This is a genomic window from Bradyrhizobium sp. 215_C5_N1_1, from assembly GCF_052075935.1.
In the GTDB taxonomy this organism is placed as follows: domain Bacteria; phylum Pseudomonadota; class Alphaproteobacteria; order Rhizobiales; family Xanthobacteraceae; genus Bradyrhizobium; species Bradyrhizobium barranii.
On sequence record NZ_CP197228.1, the window covers coordinates 6,585,722 to 6,601,936 of the forward strand.

Annotated in this window: 15 protein-coding genes; 6 read left to right on the forward strand and 9 right to left on the reverse strand. The window is 64.1% G+C overall.

Annotated elements, in window-relative coordinates; translation table 11 throughout:
- Positions 1 to 104: 104 nt before the first annotated feature.
- Positions 105 to 530: a hypothetical protein gene (locus AB7G19_RS31620; RefSeq protein ID WP_085404551.1), complete on the reverse strand. Its 426-nt coding sequence runs from the start codon at positions 528 to 530 to the stop codon at positions 105 to 107.
- Between the two features lie 24 nt (positions 531 to 554).
- Positions 555 to 818 carry a GlsB/YeaQ/YmgE family stress response membrane protein gene (locus AB7G19_RS31625; protein WP_028146794.1) on the reverse strand — a complete coding sequence of 88 codons (264 nt, stop codon included), beginning with the start codon at positions 816 to 818 and terminating at the stop codon, positions 555 to 557.
- A gap of 192 nt (positions 819 to 1,010) precedes the next feature.
- Between AB7G19_RS31625 and AB7G19_RS31630 the strand changes: the two genes are divergently transcribed.
- A complete protein-coding gene (locus AB7G19_RS31630; RefSeq protein ID WP_441268727.1) occupies positions 1,011 to 1,916 on the forward strand; it encodes a transglutaminase family protein in 906 nt (301 codons plus the stop codon).
- Between the two features lie 29 nt (positions 1,917 to 1,945).
- Entirely contained in the window at positions 1,946 to 2,776 is an 831-nt protein-coding gene (locus tag AB7G19_RS31635; protein ID WP_441268728.1) for a potassium channel family protein, read from the forward strand.
- Positions 2,777 to 2,846: 70 nt separating this feature from the next.
- Here AB7G19_RS31635 and AB7G19_RS31640 read toward each other — a convergent pair whose 3' ends face one another.
- The gene (locus AB7G19_RS31640) at positions 2,847 to 3,671 is read right to left on the reverse strand and encodes an NAD-dependent epimerase/dehydratase family protein (protein WP_085404418.1); all 825 of its coding nucleotides are present in this window, start codon (positions 3,669 to 3,671) and stop codon (positions 2,847 to 2,849) included.
- A gap of 91 nt (positions 3,672 to 3,762) precedes the next feature.
- Here AB7G19_RS31640 and AB7G19_RS31645 point away from each other — a divergent pair, with 91 nt between their 5' ends.
- A complete protein-coding gene (locus AB7G19_RS31645; RefSeq protein ID WP_085404419.1) occupies positions 3,763 to 4,731 on the forward strand; it encodes an SMP-30/gluconolactonase/LRE family protein in 969 nt (322 codons plus the stop codon).
- Between the two features lie 276 nt (positions 4,732 to 5,007).
- Here AB7G19_RS31645 and AB7G19_RS31650 read toward each other — a convergent pair whose 3' ends face one another.
- Positions 5,008 to 6,438: an aldehyde dehydrogenase family protein gene (locus AB7G19_RS31650; protein WP_085404420.1), complete on the reverse strand. Its 1,431-nt coding sequence runs from the start codon at positions 6,436 to 6,438 to the stop codon at positions 5,008 to 5,010.
- 269 nt (positions 6,439 to 6,707) lie between these two features.
- A complete protein-coding gene (locus AB7G19_RS31655; RefSeq protein WP_135216300.1) occupies positions 6,708 to 9,071 on the reverse strand; it encodes a transketolase in 2,364 nt (787 codons plus the stop codon).
- A gap of 135 nt (positions 9,072 to 9,206) precedes the next feature.
- Here AB7G19_RS31655 and AB7G19_RS31660 point away from each other — a divergent pair, with 135 nt between their 5' ends.
- The 3 genes from AB7G19_RS31660 (at position 9,207) to AB7G19_RS31670 (ending at position 12,164) form a co-directional block, all read left to right on the forward strand.
- Complete coding sequence (locus tag AB7G19_RS31660; RefSeq protein ID WP_014497003.1) at positions 9,207 to 9,668, forward strand: Lrp/AsnC family transcriptional regulator; 462 nt, start codon at positions 9,207 to 9,209, stop codon at positions 9,666 to 9,668.
- A gap of 96 nt (positions 9,669 to 9,764) precedes the next feature.
- Positions 9,765 to 10,685 (forward strand): polyphosphate kinase 2, encoded by a 921-nt coding sequence (gene ppk2 / locus AB7G19_RS31665; RefSeq protein ID WP_085404422.1) that lies wholly within the window; start codon positions 9,765 to 9,767, stop codon positions 10,683 to 10,685.
- Between the two features lie 51 nt (positions 10,686 to 10,736).
- Positions 10,737 to 12,164, forward strand: a complete 1,428-nt coding sequence (locus AB7G19_RS31670) for a TAXI family TRAP transporter solute-binding subunit (RefSeq protein WP_085404423.1) — start codon at positions 10,737 to 10,739, stop codon at positions 12,162 to 12,164.
- On the opposite strand, the gene AB7G19_RS31675 is transcribed toward AB7G19_RS31670, so the two are convergent.
- The 4 genes from AB7G19_RS31675 to AB7G19_RS31690 all read right to left on the reverse strand — a co-directional run bounded on the left by AB7G19_RS31675 (position 12,142) and on the right by AB7G19_RS31690 (position 16,156).
- A complete protein-coding gene (locus tag AB7G19_RS31675) occupies positions 12,142 to 13,221 on the reverse strand; it encodes a zinc-binding dehydrogenase (RefSeq protein WP_085404424.1) in 1,080 nt (359 codons plus the stop codon). The two genes, AB7G19_RS31670 and AB7G19_RS31675, sit on opposite strands and share 23 nt — an antisense overlap.
- A gap of 60 nt (positions 13,222 to 13,281) precedes the next feature.
- On the reverse strand, positions 13,282 to 14,223 hold the full coding sequence (locus AB7G19_RS31680) for a DMT family transporter (RefSeq protein WP_085404425.1): 942 nt from the start codon (positions 14,221 to 14,223) through the stop codon (positions 13,282 to 13,284).
- 188 nt (positions 14,224 to 14,411) lie between these two features.
- Positions 14,412 to 15,251, reverse strand: a complete 840-nt coding sequence (locus AB7G19_RS31685) for an aldo/keto reductase (protein ID WP_085404426.1) — start codon at positions 15,249 to 15,251, stop codon at positions 14,412 to 14,414.
- Positions 15,252 to 15,259: 8 nt separating this feature from the next.
- A complete protein-coding gene (locus AB7G19_RS31690) occupies positions 15,260 to 16,156 on the reverse strand; it encodes an SMP-30/gluconolactonase/LRE family protein (protein WP_085404427.1) in 897 nt (298 codons plus the stop codon).
- Positions 16,157 to 16,215: the final 59 nt, after the last annotated feature.

The following is a 16,215-nucleotide window of genomic DNA, read 5'->3' on the forward strand; positions in this document are numbered from 1 at the left end:
GCCATCCTCCCTGTTCTTGTTGCCTGGGACGGCAATGCACGTCCCGGAACAGACGATAGCATGACGCGAGTGACAGGTCCTTCTCAATCAGAGCTTGTTCGCGTTCAGTACCGCCTCAGCAAACCGCGGTCCACGCTGGCATCGCCGTAGTCAGCGCAGCCCCTTGTCGGGTTCTTGATCAAGTCCGTCCGGACGCGCCTGAACGTTTTGCCGGCCGCCTCACGCACCTCGGGGCGGAATTTACCGGGATCGTAGGTCTCGCCGTCGCGGGCCTTGATGGCTGCAGCATAGGCGTCGATCATGGCCATCGCCGCCTCAGGGCTGCCGAGAAGCCGGGCGCCGAGTTGAACGCCGCCGGCGCCGTCGACCTCGTAACCGTCGCATCGCTGCTCCAGCACCACCGATGCGGTGACGAGCTGGTCAAGGAACGTCGCCTCGGCATCGCTGAGGGCTGCGGCTCGCGCCGATCCTGACATGACTCCCGGTACGATCGTCGCGAGCATCGCGACGACTGACAATTTGATTTTCATGCGCAGCAAGATCATTCGGGTCGATCAGGCGCGGCCCTGACGACCCATAACAAGCCCGTACAGGAAGAGGAGAATGATGGCGCCGACCACGCTGCCGATGAAGCCGGCGCCCTCCCCGAACTTATACCATCCCACGGCCTGACCGAGCCACGTCGCGACGAACGCACCGACGATCCCCAAAACCGTCGTCAGGATGAACCCCGTGGGCTCGGATTTGTCGCCGGGCATGATGAATTTCGCGACCACGCCGACGATAAATCCAATGATGATCGTCCAAAGGATACCCATGTCCATCGCTCCATTCGGTCGGTTTGCACATCAACGTCTGAAGGAATGCGTGATCGCTTGATGGGCCAGACGATCCCGGGAACGACGTTGATCTAGATCAATGGGCAGCAGCGGCCGAGCCGAAAGCTGGTCCCTGCTCTTTCTTGTGCGGAAGGTGCTCAACGAGCCCCGCAATGCGAAGCGGATCGATGCATGGCGATCATAGGCGAGATCACGCACACCACGACCTACCGCTATGCAAAGCCGGTGAGGTTCGGCACGCACCGGGCGATGTTCCTGCCGCGGCGCGGCGCCTCGACCCGGCTGCTTCGCTGGTCCGCTGCTACCAGCCTGCCATCAAAGGTGCATTGGGTAACCGACTCCCGCTCCAATGCCGTCACGGTGATGGACTTCAGCGAACCCGGCAGCGAGCTGACATTCACGTTCAGGGTTCGTGGCGTCTATTTTGGCATCAAGGATCTGGAGACATTTCCGCTGGACCTCCGGGCCGAGGAGGTCCCCGTGCAGTACACCCCGGACGAATGGACCGACCTTGCCGGTTACCTGCGCCCGCATGCCGACGATGCAGACGGCAGCCATGCGGCGTGGACCAAGAGCTTCGTTGCCGGCGATCAGGATCGGACCGCCGACGTGCTGCGCCGAATGCTCGGCAAGTTTCGCAGCGACTTCAGCTATTGCGGCAGAGATGCCGAAGGCACACAGTCACCCGGCGAAACGCTGCGCACGAAATCGGGCACCTGCCGGGACTTCGCCTGGCTGATGATCGAGACGTTGCGCCGGCTCGGCTTTGCCGCGCGCTTCGTCAGCGGTTATCTCTATGATGCGGCGCTCGATGGCGGCGCCGTGGGCATGACCGGCTCCGGCGCGACCCACGCATGGGTGCAGGTATTCCTGCCCGGCGCCGGCTGGCTGGATTACGATCCAACCAACAGTTTGAGCGCTGGCTTCGACCTCATTCCGGTGGCCATTGCGCGGCATCCGGGCCAGGCCGTGCCGCTGACTGGCTCGTGGTTCGGCGAACCCGGCGATTACCTGGGCATGTCGATCAATGTCGCCGTCAACAAGATCGGCGAAATGCTCGATCCTTCGGAAGCATAGGCTACCGAGATGCGCGGCGGTCGCTGACCATGGCATTTTATCGCAACAGTACGAAGGGACATGGGCCGCTCGACGCCGTCGCCGTCCCATTCGAGGCCCTGAAGGGCAGGATCCGGCAACTTTACGAAGGCGACACGTTCGGCTGCATAAAATTCCGATACGCCCTGCTCGCGCTGGACATCGTCACGGTTCTGTTCATCATCGCGACCTCGTTCCTGCCTCGCAACAGGGCCATCGAGTCGCTCGATGTCGTGTTCGGCGTGCTGATCCTTGCGGATTTCGCCGCACGGATGATCATCAGCCGTCAACCGCTGCATGACCTGGCGCGACTTTCGACCTGGACTGACATCGTCGTCATCATCTCGTTCCTTGCGCCGCTCGCCGGAGAGGCCGGCGGCTTCCTGCGCGCATTTCGAACATTGCGGCTGCTGCGCGACTACCAGATGGTGGCGCGGCTCCGGGTCGACAGCCCCTTCTTCCGGCGAAACGCGGAAGTCGTCTTTGCCGTCGTGAACCTCGGCGTGTTCATTTTCGTGATGACCGGGATCGTCTACGAGACGCAGAAGTCTCACAATCATCAGATCGCCAACTATGCCGACGCGCTCTACTTCACGGTCACCGCACTGACCACGACCGGCTTCGGCGACATCACCTTGCCAGGGACCGTCGGCCGCCTGATCACCGTCGTCATCATGATCTTTGGCGTGACCCTTTTCCTGAATCTCGCCAAGGCACTGCTCGCGCCCTCCAAGGTACGCTTCCCCTGTCCGGTTTGCGCCCTGCAGCGCCACGATGTCGACGCGGTGCATTGCAAAGCGTGTGGCACCGTCTTGAACATTCCCGATGAAGGCATGGACTAGGCTGCATGCCGGCACGAGTGCCGCGGAGAGGCCCCCTCACCTCATAACTGTGGAGAGGGGGTATGGCATTTCAGCGCTTATTCCAATCAATGATCCGGCTCGTGTCGCCGTCGAACTCGTTGCTGCAGAACGCGCCGCCCTGGTAGTGGTCGCCGACCGGATCCGGCTTCAGCTTGGTCTGCTCGGCCATCGCGTGCTCGCGGAAATCCTCGGCGCGCCCCGTCGGGCGATAGCCGAATTCGTAGGCGCGGTGGTTGTCCCACCAGGCGCGCTCGTTGAGGGAGGCGCCGTAGAAGACCTCGAAATGGATGTCGGGATGTTCGAGCCCGATGCGGCAGAGCTGCACGAGGTCGTCGGGTTTCAGCCAGATCGAGAGCCGGCGCTGGTCGAGCGGCATGTCGCCGAAATTGCCGATGCGCAGGCAGGTCACCTTCAGGCCGTGCTTGTCGGCGTAGAGCGCACCGACGGCCTCGCCGAACACCTTGCTGACGCCATAACGCCCGTCGGGGCGCGGGGTGACGTCGGTCCCGATCTTGTGATGGCGGGGGTAGAAGCCGACCGCGTGGTTGGACGAGGCGAACACCACGCGCTTGACGCCCTTGCGGTACGCGGCCTCGAACAAATTGTAGCCGCCGATGATGTTGGCCTGGAGGATTTGGTCCCAGGTGCCTTCGACCGAATAGCCGCCGAAATGGATGATGCCGTCGACGCCATCGCAGATCGCCTCGCACTGCGCGAGATCGGCGAGATCCGCCGCTTTGAATTGTTCGTTCGCGCCGAGATCGGCGGGCGGCTTGATGTCGGAGAGCAGGAGATCCGGATAGATCGGCGGCAGCAGCTTTCGCAGGCTCGTGCCGATTCCGCCCGAAGCTCCCGTCATCAAAATACGCGGCATGTCTTCCCTCGCCTGTGGTGACCGATTTGCGGCCGTAGATAACTGATGCTAGCAGACTTGGACAGAGGGAACGCAACAAAGAGACCTGCACATGAACGATGCATCGCCCCACACTCAAGGCTGGCGGCCGGCGACCTATTACCCCGATCCGGCGATAAAAGCACTGGACCCCCGCTTCGAAAAATACTGGCTAAAGCTGTCGGCAGTGGAGCGGCTGGCGACCGGCCTGCGCTGGGCCGAGGGTCCGGTGTGGTTCGGCGACGGACGCTATCTCCTGTGCAGCGACATCCCGAACCAGCGCATCATCAAATGGGAGGAGGAGACCGGAACCGTTTCGGTCTTCCGAAAGCCCTCGAATTTCGCCAACGGCAACACCAGGGATCGTCAGGGCCGGCTCGTCACCTGCGAGCATGGCGGCCGCCGCGTGGTGCGCACCGAATATGACGGCAGCATCACCGTGCTGATGGATTCGTTCGGCGGCAAGCGGCTGAACTCGCCGAACGACGTGGTGGTGAAGTCCGACGGCTCGATCTGGTTCACCGATCCGACCTTCGGCCTGCTTGGCAATTACGAGGGCTACAAGGCGGAGCCCGAGATCGAGCCGAACGTCTATCGGCTCGATCCTGCAACGGGCAAGGCGACCATCGTCGCCGAAGGCGTGCTCGGTCCGAACGGGCTGTGCTTCTCGCCCGACGAGAAGATTCTGTATGTCGTGGAATCGCGCGGCGTGCCGAACCGAAAAATCCTCGCCTATGACGTCTCGCCCGACGGCACCACGATCTCCAACAAGCGCGTCCACATCGATGCCGGCCCGGGCACGCCCGACGGCATGCGCTGCGACATCGACGGCAATCTCTGGTGCGGCTGGGGTATGGGCGATCCCGAGCTCGACGGCGTCGTCGTATTCGCGCCCGACGGCGTCATGATCGGCCGCATCGCGCTGCCCGAGCGCTGCGCCAATCTCTGCTTCGGCGGCGTCAAGCGCAACCGCCTGTTCATGGCGGCAAGCCAGTCGATCTACGCGCTGTATGTGAACACGCAAGGCGCGGTCGGGGGATAGGCGTTCCGCAGAGACGGTCTCGTAGGGTGGGCAAAGCGAAAGCGTGCCCACCGCTTCTTGTTCGTCGCGGAATGGTGGGCACGTCGCTACGCTCCTTTGCCCACCCAACGAGGTCCCTCCTCCGTCATTGCGAGCGAAGCGAAGCAATCCAGACTGTTTTCGCGGAGACAGCCTGGATTGCTTCGTCGCTGCGCTCCTCGCAATGACGACAGAGCAAAACGAAAAACGCCGGAGCGGTTTCCCGCTCCGGCGTCATGCTTGTTCAGGCGAAAAAACTTACGCCGCGTTGAAGCCCGCAACGGCCTTCACTTCGAGGAAGTCCTCGAGGCCGTACTTGCCCCACTCGCGGCCGTTGCCCGACTGCTTGTAGCCGCCGAACGGCGCGGTGCGGTCGTTGGGCACGCCCTGGAGATTGACGTTGCCGGCGCGGATCTGGCGACCCACGCGCTTGGCGTCCTCAACCGAAGCGCCCGAGACGTAACCCGCGAGACCATAGGGCGTGTCGTTGGCGATGTGCACGGCCTCGGCTTCGTCCTTGGCGCCGATGATGGTGAGCACCGGTCCGAAGATCTCTTCACGGGCGATCGTCATGTCGGGGGTGACGTCGGCGAAGATGGTTGGACGGACGTAGAAGCCCTTGTTGACGCCTTCGGGCAGGCCCGGGCCGCCGGCAACGAGCGTTGCGCCCTCGTCGATGCCCTTCTTGATCAGGCCCTGGATCTTGTCCCACTGGCCGCGGTTGACGACCGGACCAATGGTAGTGCCTTCAGCGCGGGGATCACCGGCCTTGGTCTTATCGGCGACAGCCTTCGCGATCGCGGCGACTTCCTTCATCTTCGACAGCGGCACGATCATGCGCGAGGGTGCGTTGCAGGACTGGCCGGAGTTGTTGAACATGTGCATCACGCCGCCGGTCACCGCCTTGGTCAGGTCGGCGCCTTCGAGGATGACGTTCGGCGACTTGCCGCCGAGCTCCTGGCTGACGCGCTTCACGGTCGGCGCGGCGCGCTTGGCCACATCGATGCCGGCGCGGGTCGAGCCGGTGAACGAGATCATGTCGATGTCAGGATGCTCGCTCATAGCGGCGCCGACCTCGGGGCCGAGGCCGTTGACGAGGTTGAACACGCCCTTCGGCACGCCGGCTTCATGGAGGATTTCCGCGAAGATCAACGCCGAGGTTGGGGTGAACTCCGACGGCTTCAGGATCATAGTGCAGCCGGCGGCGAGCGCAGGCGCAACCTTGCAGGCGATCTGGTTCAGCGGCCAGTTCCAGGGCGTGATCATGCCGACCACGCCGACCGGCTCGCGCAGCACCATGGCGGTGCCGACCGGTTCCTCGAAATGATAGTTCTTGAGCACGTCGAGCGTGGTCATGAGGTGGCCGAGGCCGGCGCCGGCCTGGAGCTTCTCCGCCATCGGCAGCGGCGCGCCCATCTCGTCGGAGACGGCGGCGCCGATCTCCTTGAGGCGGCCCTTGTAGATCTCGATGACTTTCGTGAGCAGCGCGACGCGCTCCTCGCGGCTGGTCTGGGAGAAGGTTGCAAAGGCGCGCTTGGCAGCAGTGACGGCCTTGTCGACGTCAGCCTTGGAGCCCAGCGCAACCTCGTACATCGCCTCTTCCGTCGCGGGATTGACCACGGCGGTGGACTTCTTGACGGCGGGATCGACCCAGGCGCCGTCGATGTAGAATTGCATGCGATTGACCATCGTTAACCTCTTCTTGGGGGCTTGGAGGGGGCGTTTCGGCAGGCATCCTTGCACGAAAGCGCCGGCAATTGAACCCGCCATATGCGGGGCCAGCGTTGCTGCGGACGGAGGATATATGAGCCGATGGCGGGAACGAGGCAAGGCTCCCTCAGGTGTCATTCCGGGACGCGCTACTTGGCGCGGGCCCGGAATCCATAACCACGATCGGGAGTATGGATTCCGGGCTCGACGCTACGCGTCGCCCCGGAATGACAGGGCAGTTACCTCAACTACACCGCCATCTTCCGGTGCAGCACCGGTGCGCCGGTGGTGAGGCTTTCGGCCGCATCGATGATGGCGTTCGCATCGATGCCGTAATGGCGGTAGAGGTCCGCGATGGTGCCGGTCTGGCCGAACTGCTCGACGCCGAGTGCCTCGACGCGATGACCGCGGACGCTGCCGAGCCAGCCGAGCGCGGAGGGATGGCCGTCGATCACGGTCACGATGCCGCAGTCGCGCGGCAGCGGCGCGAGCAGCTTTTCGATGTGGCTGAGATGCTGCACACCCCGCCGATCGCGCCGCAATTTCCGCGCAGCGGTCCAACCCGCATGCAGGCGATCCGCCGAGGTGATCGCGAGCAGACCGATGTCACGGCGGCTCTCGCCGATGAAGCCGGTCGCCTCGATCGCTTCGGGCGCGACCGCGCCGGTATAGGCGATCACGAGTTCGGCATTGGGCCCCGGCTTGCGCAGCCAATAGGCGCCGTCGGTGATGCCCTGCGCAAGCTCCGGCGTCATGATCCGCTGCGCCTGCTCGATGCTGCGCGTCGAGAGCCGCAAATAGACCGAGCCGCCCTCGCCCGGATCGCGCTGCATGTGATTGAAGCCCCACGCCATGATCACGGCGAGCTCGTCGACGAAAGCCGGCTCGAACGAGGCGAGCCCGTCCTGCGCCATGCCGATCAACGGCGTCGCGATCGACTGGTGCGCACCGCCTTCAGGCGCCAGCGTGATGCCCGAGGGCGTCGCGGCCACCATGAAGCGCGCATCCTGGTAGCAGGCGTAGTTCAATGCATCGAGGCCGCGCTCGATGAAGGGATCGTAGAGCGTGCCGACCGGCAAAAGCCGCTCGCCGTTGATCTGGTGCGACAGACCGAGCGCCGAGAGCATGATGAACAGGTTCATCTCGGCGATGCCGAGCTCGAGATGCTGCCCCTTGGGCGAGAAGTCCCAATTGAACGTGGAGGGAATTTTCTCGCTGCGGAATAAATCCGCCTTCTCGCCGCGCGCGAACAGGCCGCGCCGGTTCACCCACGGACCGAGATTGGTCGAGACCGTGACGTCGGGCGAGGTCGTGACGATGCGCCTCGCCAGCTCGCTGTCGTCGCGCGCGATCTCGTTCAGCACGAGGCCAAAGCCCTGCTGGGTCGACATCTGCGGCGACGGCTTGAACGCGAGTTGCTGGGGCACCCCGACCACGGGCGCGGTCAGCCGGCGGCCGTCCTGGTTGAACGGCACGCGCGCGAGGAAGGCGTCGAGCTCGGCGGCGTCCTGCGCGAGGCCCTCGTACTTGTCCCATTCATGGCCCGCACGAATGTTCTGGCTCTCGCGATATTTCTCCATCTGCGTGACCGTCATCAGGCCGGCGTGGTTGTCCTTGTGGCCCTGGAACGGCAGGCCGACGCCCTTGATGGTGTAGGCGATGAAGCAGACCGGGCGATCGTGATCGATCGACTCGAACGCCTCCAGCATGCTCGCCATGTCGTGGCCGCCGAGGTTCGACATCAGCGCCAGCAGCTCCTCGTCGCTGCGCCTGTCGATCAGCTTGGTGATCGGGCCCTGGTCGCCGATCTCGTCGTGCAGATGCTTGCGGAAGGCGGCGCCGCCCTGGAAGCACAGAGCCGCGTAGAGCGCGTTCGGGCAATTGTCGATCCAAGCTTTAAGCGCCTCGCCGCCGGGCTCGGCGAAGGCCTCGCGCATCAGGCGGCCATATTTCACGATCACCACGTCCCAGCCGAAATTGCGGAACATGGTCTCAAACTTTTCCCAGAGCCCCTCGCGCACAACGGCGTCGAGCGACTGCCTGTTATAGTCGACCACCCACCAGGTGTTGCGCAGGCCGTGCTTCCAGCCTTCGGCGAGCGCTTCGAAAATGTTGCCCTCGTCCATCTCGGCATCGCCGACGAGGGCAATCATCCGCCCTTCGCGGCGATCCTTCATCCAGCCATGCGCCTTGACGTAGTCCTGCACCAGCGATGCGAACAGCGTCTGCGCGACGCCGAGGCCGACCGACCCAGTCGAGAAATCGACGTCGTCGACATCCTTGGTGCGCGAGGGATAGGACTGCGCGCCCTTGAAGCCGCGAAAGTTCTCCAGCTTCTCGCGAGTCTGCCGGCCGAACAGATACTGGATGGCGTGGAACACCGGGCTCGCATGCGGCTTCACCGCAACGCGATCCTCAGGGCGCAACACGCTGAAATACAGCGCCGACATGATGGTCGCGAGCGAGGCAGACGAGGCTTGGTGTCCCCCGACCTTGAGCCCGTCCGCGTTGGCGCGGATGTGGTTGGCGTGATGGATGGTCCATGACGACAGCCACAGCGCCTTGCGGGCCAGCGCGGTCAATGTGTCCAGACGGGCGGTATCAACGGGCATCGCAATGGCTCCCGGAAACAGGTTGGACGATGATACGCCCGCGGGCGGCGCCAAACTTCTCAATTTTTCGCGCCATACCTCCAAATATTGGGATACTTTACCAATGGATCAGCACTTCAGACAGGTTTCATCCCAATGCCAGACCTCGACGCCATCGACCGGAAAATCCTCGCTTTGCTCCAGAACGACAGCCGGCTGACAATGCAGGAACTCGCCGACAAGGTCGGGCTCTCGGTGTCGCCCTGCCATCGCCGGGTCAAGCTGCTGGAGGAGCGCGGCGTCATCAGCCGCTACATCGCGACCGTCGACCAGAAGGCGCTGGGGCTGCATGTCAGCGTCTTCATCTCGATCAAGTTGGCGCGGCAGAAGGAGGAGGATCTGAATCGTTTCGCCCGCGCGATCTCGAAATGGGACGAGGTGCTGGAGTGCTATCTGATGACCGGCAACCGCGACTATCTCCTGCGCGTGGTGGCGGCCGACCTCGCCTCCTACGAGACCTTCCTGAAGACCAAGCTGACCCGGCTGGACGGCATTGCCTCGATCGAGTCGAGCTTCGCGCTCAGCCAGGTCAAATATTCGATCGCCCTGCCGGTCTGACGGCCCCGCCGGGCTATTTCGGAACCGGTGTCACATGGGCGCAATAAACCCCGCCGATGGTCACGGGCGACAGGCACCCTGCCGAAAGAAGGACCCATGACCGCATCCGACCGCACCCCTGAAATGGCCAAACGCGAGCGCATCATCCGGGAAATGACCGACGATCTCGACGAAGAGCTGGAGATGGAGCTCGATGACAGCAGGCTCGACGAGCTGCTGGACGAGACCGACGCGCTCCGCCCGACGGTTGATCGCAGGCTCTATTTCCGGGAACTGCTGCGGCTCCAGGGCGAGCTGGTCAAGCTCCAGGACTGGGTGCAGAGCGAGAAGAAGAAGGTCGTGGTGCTGTTCGAGGGCCGCGACTCCGCCGGCAAGGGCGGCGTCATCAAGCGCATCACCCAGCGGCTCAATCCCCGCATCTGCCGTGTCGCGGCGCTTCCGGCACCAAGCGAGCGCGAACGCACGCAATGGTACTTCCAGCGCTACGTGTCGCATTTGCCGGCCGGCGGCGAGATCGTGCTGTTCGACCGCAGCTGGTACAACCGCGCCGGCGTCGAGCGCGTGATGGGCTTCTGCACCGAGGAGCAATACCAGGAGTTCTTCAAGACGGTGCCGGAGTTCGAGCGGATGCTGATCCGCTCCGGTATCACTCTCGTCAAATACTGGTTCTCGATCACCGACGACGAGCAGCAGTTCCGCTTCAGCATGCGCATCAGGGATCCGCTGAAGCAATGGAAGCTGAGCCCGATGGACGTCGAGGCGCGCAGCCGCTGGGAGGCGTACACCAAGGCCAAGGAGACGATGCTGGAGCACACGCATCTGCCGGATTCGCCGTGGTGGATCGTCGACGCCGTCGACAAGAAGCGCGCCCGCCTCAACTGCATCGCGCATCTGCTCAGCCAGATGCCGTACCAGGAGGTCGCCCGCGTGCCCGTGGTGCTGCCGCCGCGCGTCCGTAATCCCGACTATCACCGCGGCCCGATTCCGCCGGAGATGTACGTGCCTTCGAAATACTGACGGCACCCGCCGCGCCTGCCGTCGGGCGAGCTTGCCGATGAGGAAAGCGAGATGCCCGTGCCGAGCGATCTGAGCGTGAGGAGAGACGCGTCGTCTCGCCGCCGGAATCGCTTTGGCCCGTGGCTCGCGCTCGAAAGCGTGCTCTCGGTGCTCACCGTCGTTCTTGCCCTCGCCTATTGGCTCTGGCAGCCGGCGACGCTACGCATCGCGGTCGGGCCGGCCGGCAGTGACGACCAGGCGCTGATTGCGGCGGTGGCGAAGGCGTTCGACGCCAGGGGTGGCGCGGTGCGGCTCGTGCCGATCGAGACCGACGGCACACTGCAAAGCCTCAATCTGCTCGGCGCCGGCAAGGCCGACCTCGCGGTGGCTCGCGGCGACTTCGCCATGCCGGCCGACACCAATTCGGTGGCGATCCTGCGGCGGAATTTCGTGGTGTTGTGGGCGCCAGCGGCGCGCAAGGGCGCCGCCAGGCCGAAGATCATGGAGATCGCCCCCCTCACGGGGCGCCGCATCGGTGTCGTCGGCCTTGGCGATGCCAATCTCAATCTGCTTCGTGTCATCCTCGCCGAGTCAGGCGTCAACCCGCAGAAGGTCACGATCGCACAGTTCAGTATCGACCGCATCTCCGAGATGGCCCAGGACTCAACGCTCGACGCCTTCATGATGGTGGGCGCACTCGGCGACAAGGCGATCGCAAGCACGATCGCCACCACCGCACGCCTGCGCGGCGAGCCCAAGTTCCTGTCCGTCGACGTCTCCGACGCCATCGCCGAGCGGCACCCGCTCTACGAATCCGAGGAAATTCCCGCGAGCGCATTTTCCACGACGCCGCAGCGGCCGGACGACAAGATCGACACCATCGCCGTCAATCATCTGATCGTCGCGCCCGCTTCACTGTCCGAGGACACGGTCGCTGCCTTCACCCGCGAGCTGTTTACGGTCCGTCAGTCGCTCGTGAAGGACTTACCCGGCGCCAGTCACATCCAGAAGCCTGACACCGACAAGGACGCCGCGCTGCCGGCCCATCCAGGAGCTGCCGCCTTTATCGACGGCAACGAGCGCAGCTTCATGGACAAGTACAGCGACTACATCTGGGGCGCAGTGCTGCTGCTCTCGGGCTTCGGCTCGGTGGCCGCGTGGCTGCGGCACTATCTACGGCGCGAGGAGCGCAGCGAGAACGCGCTGCATCGCGACAGGTTGCTGACGGCGATCTCCAGCGTGCGGGAGGCGACGTCGCTCGACGATCTCGCCGCCATGCAGAGCGCAGCCGACGACATACTGCGCGAGACGCTGGCCTGTCACGAGGACGGCGCCATCGAAGACGGCGACCTCACCGCCTTCGGTCTCGTGCTGGCGCAATTCCATCAGGCGATCGTCGACCGCCGGGCCGTGATCGCCCAGATGAGCGATGCCGACGTCGCCGCGAAACCCGATGGCGGCGTGCTTCAGCCGTTCCCTATTTCCACGGCTGCACGATGATCTTGGTGTGCGCCTCAGGATTGGCGAGATCAGCGAACGCCTTTGCGACGCCGTCGAGGCCGACCTCGGCGGTGACCATCGCGGCCGCATCCACCTGCCCTTCTGCGATCAGGCGCAGTGACGCTGCGAACTCATCCGGCGTGTAGCCGAGCACATATTGGACATTGAGCTCCTTCATGATGCCGAGCATGGGTTCGCTCCTGTCGGTCTCCATGCAGACGCCGACCACCACGATGCGCGCATCACGCGGGGCGCCCTCGAACACCTGTTGCAACAGGCCGGGCACGCCGACACATTCGAAGATGATTGCGGGCTTCAGTGCCGGCAGCATGGCCTGCAACGGCGGGCGCGCCGCCTTCTCGGCCTCCGACATCTGCGCGTGCTCGGCCCAGGTCGCGTAGGGCTGCGTCACCCTGGGATCGACGACGATATCGGCCCCCAGCTTTGCGGCCAGTGCACGCCGCGCCGGCGAATAGTCGGCGGCGACGATCGGATGCAGGCCCTTGATCCTCAGCGCTGCGATCACCGCGAGCCCGACCGGGCCGCAGCCGATCACGAGCGGTACCTCGCCGCCCCGGATGTTGGCTTTCGCCACGGCGTGGACACCGACGGCGAGCGGCTCGGTCAGCGCCGCATGTTCGGACGCGAGACCGTTGGGCACCTCAAGCAGCAGGGGCTCGCTGAGCAGCATCGCCTCGGCATAGCCGCCGATATTGTCGTTGGAATAGCCGATGCCCTCGATGCCTTGCGGCGTCACGAGCGCTGGGAGCGAACAGACGCGGGTGCCGGGCTTGAGCTTGCGCGCGGTTCCGGGACCGTAATCGACGATCTCACAGCAGAACTCATGGCCGAACACGACGTCGCGGGCGAGGTCCATCGGCTTGCGGCCGGTCTTCTTCGCCATCTCCACCATGCGGGGGGCATGCTGGCGGGCATGAAGGTCGGAGCCGCAGATGCCGCAGGCAAGCGTCCTGACCAGCACCTGACCGTTACCTGGCTTTGGCTCGGCCATCCGGTCGACGACAATCTCACCGTTCCTGAAAATCGCAGCGCGCATCCGGCTCCTCCCGTGTTGTTGGAGCCGTTGATAGCACGAAGCGGGACGCGCGAACTTGCGTCAGGGGTTCGGGGAACGCTCTTCCAGCACCAGCAGCTGGGCGCGGCGGATGCGCTCGCGATGGGCGATGTAGAGACCGCTGGCGACGATGAAGGCAGCACCAGTGACGGTCCAGACGTCAGGCACTTCGCCGAACAGGAAGAAGCCCAGAATGCTGACCCACAGCAACTGCGTGTACGAGAACGGCGCCAGCACCGAGGCATCGCCGTAGCGATAGGCCAGCACGATGATCCACTGGCCCACGGTGGACGCGACGCCGATCACGATGCCGAGCCCGATCGCGGTCCAGCTCGGCGTCACCCAGACGAACGGCACCATCAGGCTGAGGATCGCAACGCCCGTGAGCGCCGAATAGGCCATGGTGGTGAGGACGGCTTCGCGCCCGCTCATCATGCGCGTCAGGATCAGCGCAGCAGCCCAGCAGAATGCCGAGATGATCGGGAAGAACGCGGCGGCGTGGAACGCATTGGAGCCCGGACGCAGGATGATCATCACGCCGATGAGACCGATCGCGGTCGCGATCCAGCGGCGCATGCCGACCGTCTCGCTCAGGAAGATGATCGACAGCGCGGTGACGAACAGCGGCGAGACGAAGCCGGTGGCCGAGGCTTCCGCGATGGGGAGGAAACGGAGACCGGTGATGAAGAACAGCGAGGAGCCGAGCAGCGCGACGCCGCGCATCAATTGCAGGCCGAGGCGATCGGTGCGCATCGCATGCAGCGGCGAGCCCGGCAGCATCACCGGCGTGAACATCAGCGCGAATGTGACGAAACGGATCCAGGTGATCTCGATCGACGGCAGGCTCGTCGACAGATACTTTGCGGTGACGTCGGAACAACCGAGGAATACCGTCGACAACAGCACCAGCGCGATGCCCTTGAAGGGATGATCGACGCGCGCAGGCGCGCGGCGAACCTCCTGCTTCTTCTCCGGCACGGGCATGGGAATACTGTCGAGCCTTGCGGCTACGGCGGGCGGCGGTGTCACGGCTGGAACCTGGGAAAACGACGATTCGGGAACGATCGTAAAAAACGACAAATGCGCCGCTTTCACAACTTCCGAAAACAGGATGCCGATATGCGCTGACGACCCCGCGCGTCAATACTCCATTAATAATAGGCGTTTGTGCACTACAACATGGGTAGGCTGCGCGGCTTCGGACCGCGCGGAAACGCCGCATCGAGCGCCGAAATCTCCTCTTTCGTCAGCACGAGATCGCCGGCCGCCGCATTCTCGCCGGCATGTTCCGCGGACGAGGCCTTCGGGATCGCGAACACCGTAGTCGCACGGGTAAGGAAGCTCAGCGCGACCTGCCGCGGTGTCATACGACGCGCCTCCGCGATACGTGCCAGCACCGCGCCTCCCTTGCTGTTGCTTGCGGGAAAATCGTCGTGGCCGAACGGAGAGTATGCGACGACAGCGACGCCACGCTTCTCGCACCACGGGATCACCGCATGCTCGATCGCGCGCTCCTTGAGATGATAGAGCACTTGATTGCACGCGATGCGGCCTTCGCCGGAGACGTCGAGAATTTCGTCGAGATCGTCGGCGTCGAAATTGGAGACGCCCCAGGATTTGATCTTGCCGGCCTTCACCAACTCTTCGAACGCGGCAACCGTGTCTTCGAGCGGATAGGAACCGCGCCAGTGCAGCAGATAGCAGTCGAGACGATCGGTCTTCAGCCGCTTCAGCGAGCGTTCGCACGCCGTGATGGTGCCGCCGCGCGAGGCGTTGCTCGGCAGCACCTTTGAAACCAGGAACACTTCATCGCGGCGGCCTGCGATCGCATCGGCGATGACGAGCTCGGCATCGCCGTACATCTCGGCGGTGTCGATGTGGGTCATGCCGAGATCGAGCCCGCGCTGAAGCGCCGCGATCGCGCGCTTGCGGTCGCCATGGTCGAGATACCAGGTGCCCTGCCCGATGACGGAGACGTTCGCGCCGGTCTTGCCGAAGGGTTTTGTGTTCATGTCAAAGCTCACAGTCCGCTGATATCCGCAACCAGCACGCTGCCGGTCCCTGACTCCGTGATATAGAGCCGATCTTTCTTGGCGCCACCGATGGCGACATTGGTGCAGCTCGGACCCGCGCACGACTTGATCCGCGCGATCAGCTCTCCGTTCGGCGCGAACACGAAGACGTGGCCGAGCGAAGCGTGGCCGACGAACAGGCGACCGGCCGCGTCCATGGTCATGCCATCAGGACCGCTGGTGCCGAACAGCGAGCAGAAGCGGCCGACCTTCGACACGCTGCCGTCCTTCATGAACGGCAACCGCCACACCGCATTGTCGCGGGTCATGGCGACGAACAGCACCGTTTCGCTGGGGTCGAGCACCAGGCCGTTCGGGCTGATGCCGGTGTCGAGCAGGCAATCGAGCCGGCCGCTCGGCGTCAGGCGATAGACACGGCCGCTTGCGTCGTGCAGGCCGGTCTGGCCCTGATCGGTGAACAAGATGTCGCCGTTGGAGGCGAGATGCAGATCGTTGCAGCCACGGAACGATTCCGAATTGCGCGCGGTCAGGATGGGCCTGATGCGCCCTGCCCCGGCGTCGAGTTCCATGATGCCGTGCATGTAGTCGGCCACGAGGATGCGGCCGTCGGCCGCGATCTTCAATCCGTTCGGCCAGCCCTCATATTCGATCACGAGCGACCACGCGCCATCAGGCGCGATGCGGAAGATGCGGCCGAAGGGAATGTCGACGATATGGAGGTTGCCGTCTTTGTCGAACGACGGCCCTTCGATGAAACTATCGGTCGGCACACCCGGCCGGTTGGCATCGGCCCAATCGGTCCGCACGCCCTTGCGGCGGAAATGGTCGGGCATGGCGGAGAAGATCTTGGTTTCGATCAGGCGCGGCGGCGTTTCCAGGTACATCATTGTTGTTTTTGTGCATGTGGAGGGGGATCGCGGCAACATAGGGCACAATCGTTGGC

Excerpts from the sequence above, each read along its gene's own strand:
- AB7G19_RS31690 (WP_085404427.1), bottom strand. The coding sequence starts at position 16,156 with ATGTACCTGGAAACGCCGCCGCGCCTGATCGAAACCAAGATCTTCTCC.
- AB7G19_RS31640 (WP_085404418.1), bottom strand. The coding sequence starts at position 3,671 with ATGCCGCGTATTTTGATGACGGGAGCTTCGGGCGGAATCGGCACGAGC.
- AB7G19_RS31670 (WP_085404423.1), top strand. The coding sequence starts at position 10,737 with ATGCCCGTGCCGAGCGATCTGAGCGTGAGGAGAGACGCGTCGTCTCGC.
- ppk2 (WP_085404422.1), top strand. The coding sequence starts at position 9,765 with ATGACCGCATCCGACCGCACCCCTGAAATGGCCAAACGCGAGCGCATC.
- AB7G19_RS31635 (WP_441268728.1), top strand. The coding sequence starts at position 1,946 with ATGGCATTTTATCGCAACAGTACGAAGGGACATGGGCCGCTCGACGCC.
- AB7G19_RS31630 (WP_441268727.1), top strand. The coding sequence starts at position 1,011 with ATGGCGATCATAGGCGAGATCACGCACACCACGACCTACCGCTATGCA.
- AB7G19_RS31675 (WP_085404424.1), bottom strand. The coding sequence starts at position 13,221 with ATGCGCGCTGCGATTTTCAGGAACGGTGAGATTGTCGTCGACCGGATG.
- AB7G19_RS31680 (WP_085404425.1), bottom strand. The coding sequence starts at position 14,223 with ATGCCCGTGCCGGAGAAGAAGCAGGAGGTTCGCCGCGCGCCTGCGCGC.
- AB7G19_RS31620 (WP_085404551.1), bottom strand. The coding sequence starts at position 530 with ATGAAAATCAAATTGTCAGTCGTCGCGATGCTCGCGACGATCGTACCG.
- AB7G19_RS31625 (WP_028146794.1), bottom strand. The coding sequence starts at position 818 with ATGGGTATCCTTTGGACGATCATCATTGGATTTATCGTCGGCGTGGTC.
- AB7G19_RS31655 (WP_135216300.1), bottom strand. The coding sequence starts at position 9,071 with ATGCCCGTTGATACCGCCCGTCTGGACACATTGACCGCGCTGGCCCGC.
- AB7G19_RS31645 (WP_085404419.1), top strand. The coding sequence starts at position 3,763 with ATGAACGATGCATCGCCCCACACTCAAGGCTGGCGGCCGGCGACCTAT.
- AB7G19_RS31660 (WP_014497003.1), top strand. The coding sequence starts at position 9,207 with ATGCCAGACCTCGACGCCATCGACCGGAAAATCCTCGCTTTGCTCCAG.
- AB7G19_RS31685 (WP_085404426.1), bottom strand. The coding sequence starts at position 15,251 with ATGAACACAAAACCCTTCGGCAAGACCGGCGCGAACGTCTCCGTCATC.
- AB7G19_RS31650 (WP_085404420.1), bottom strand. The coding sequence starts at position 6,438 with ATGGTCAATCGCATGCAATTCTACATCGACGGCGCCTGGGTCGATCCC.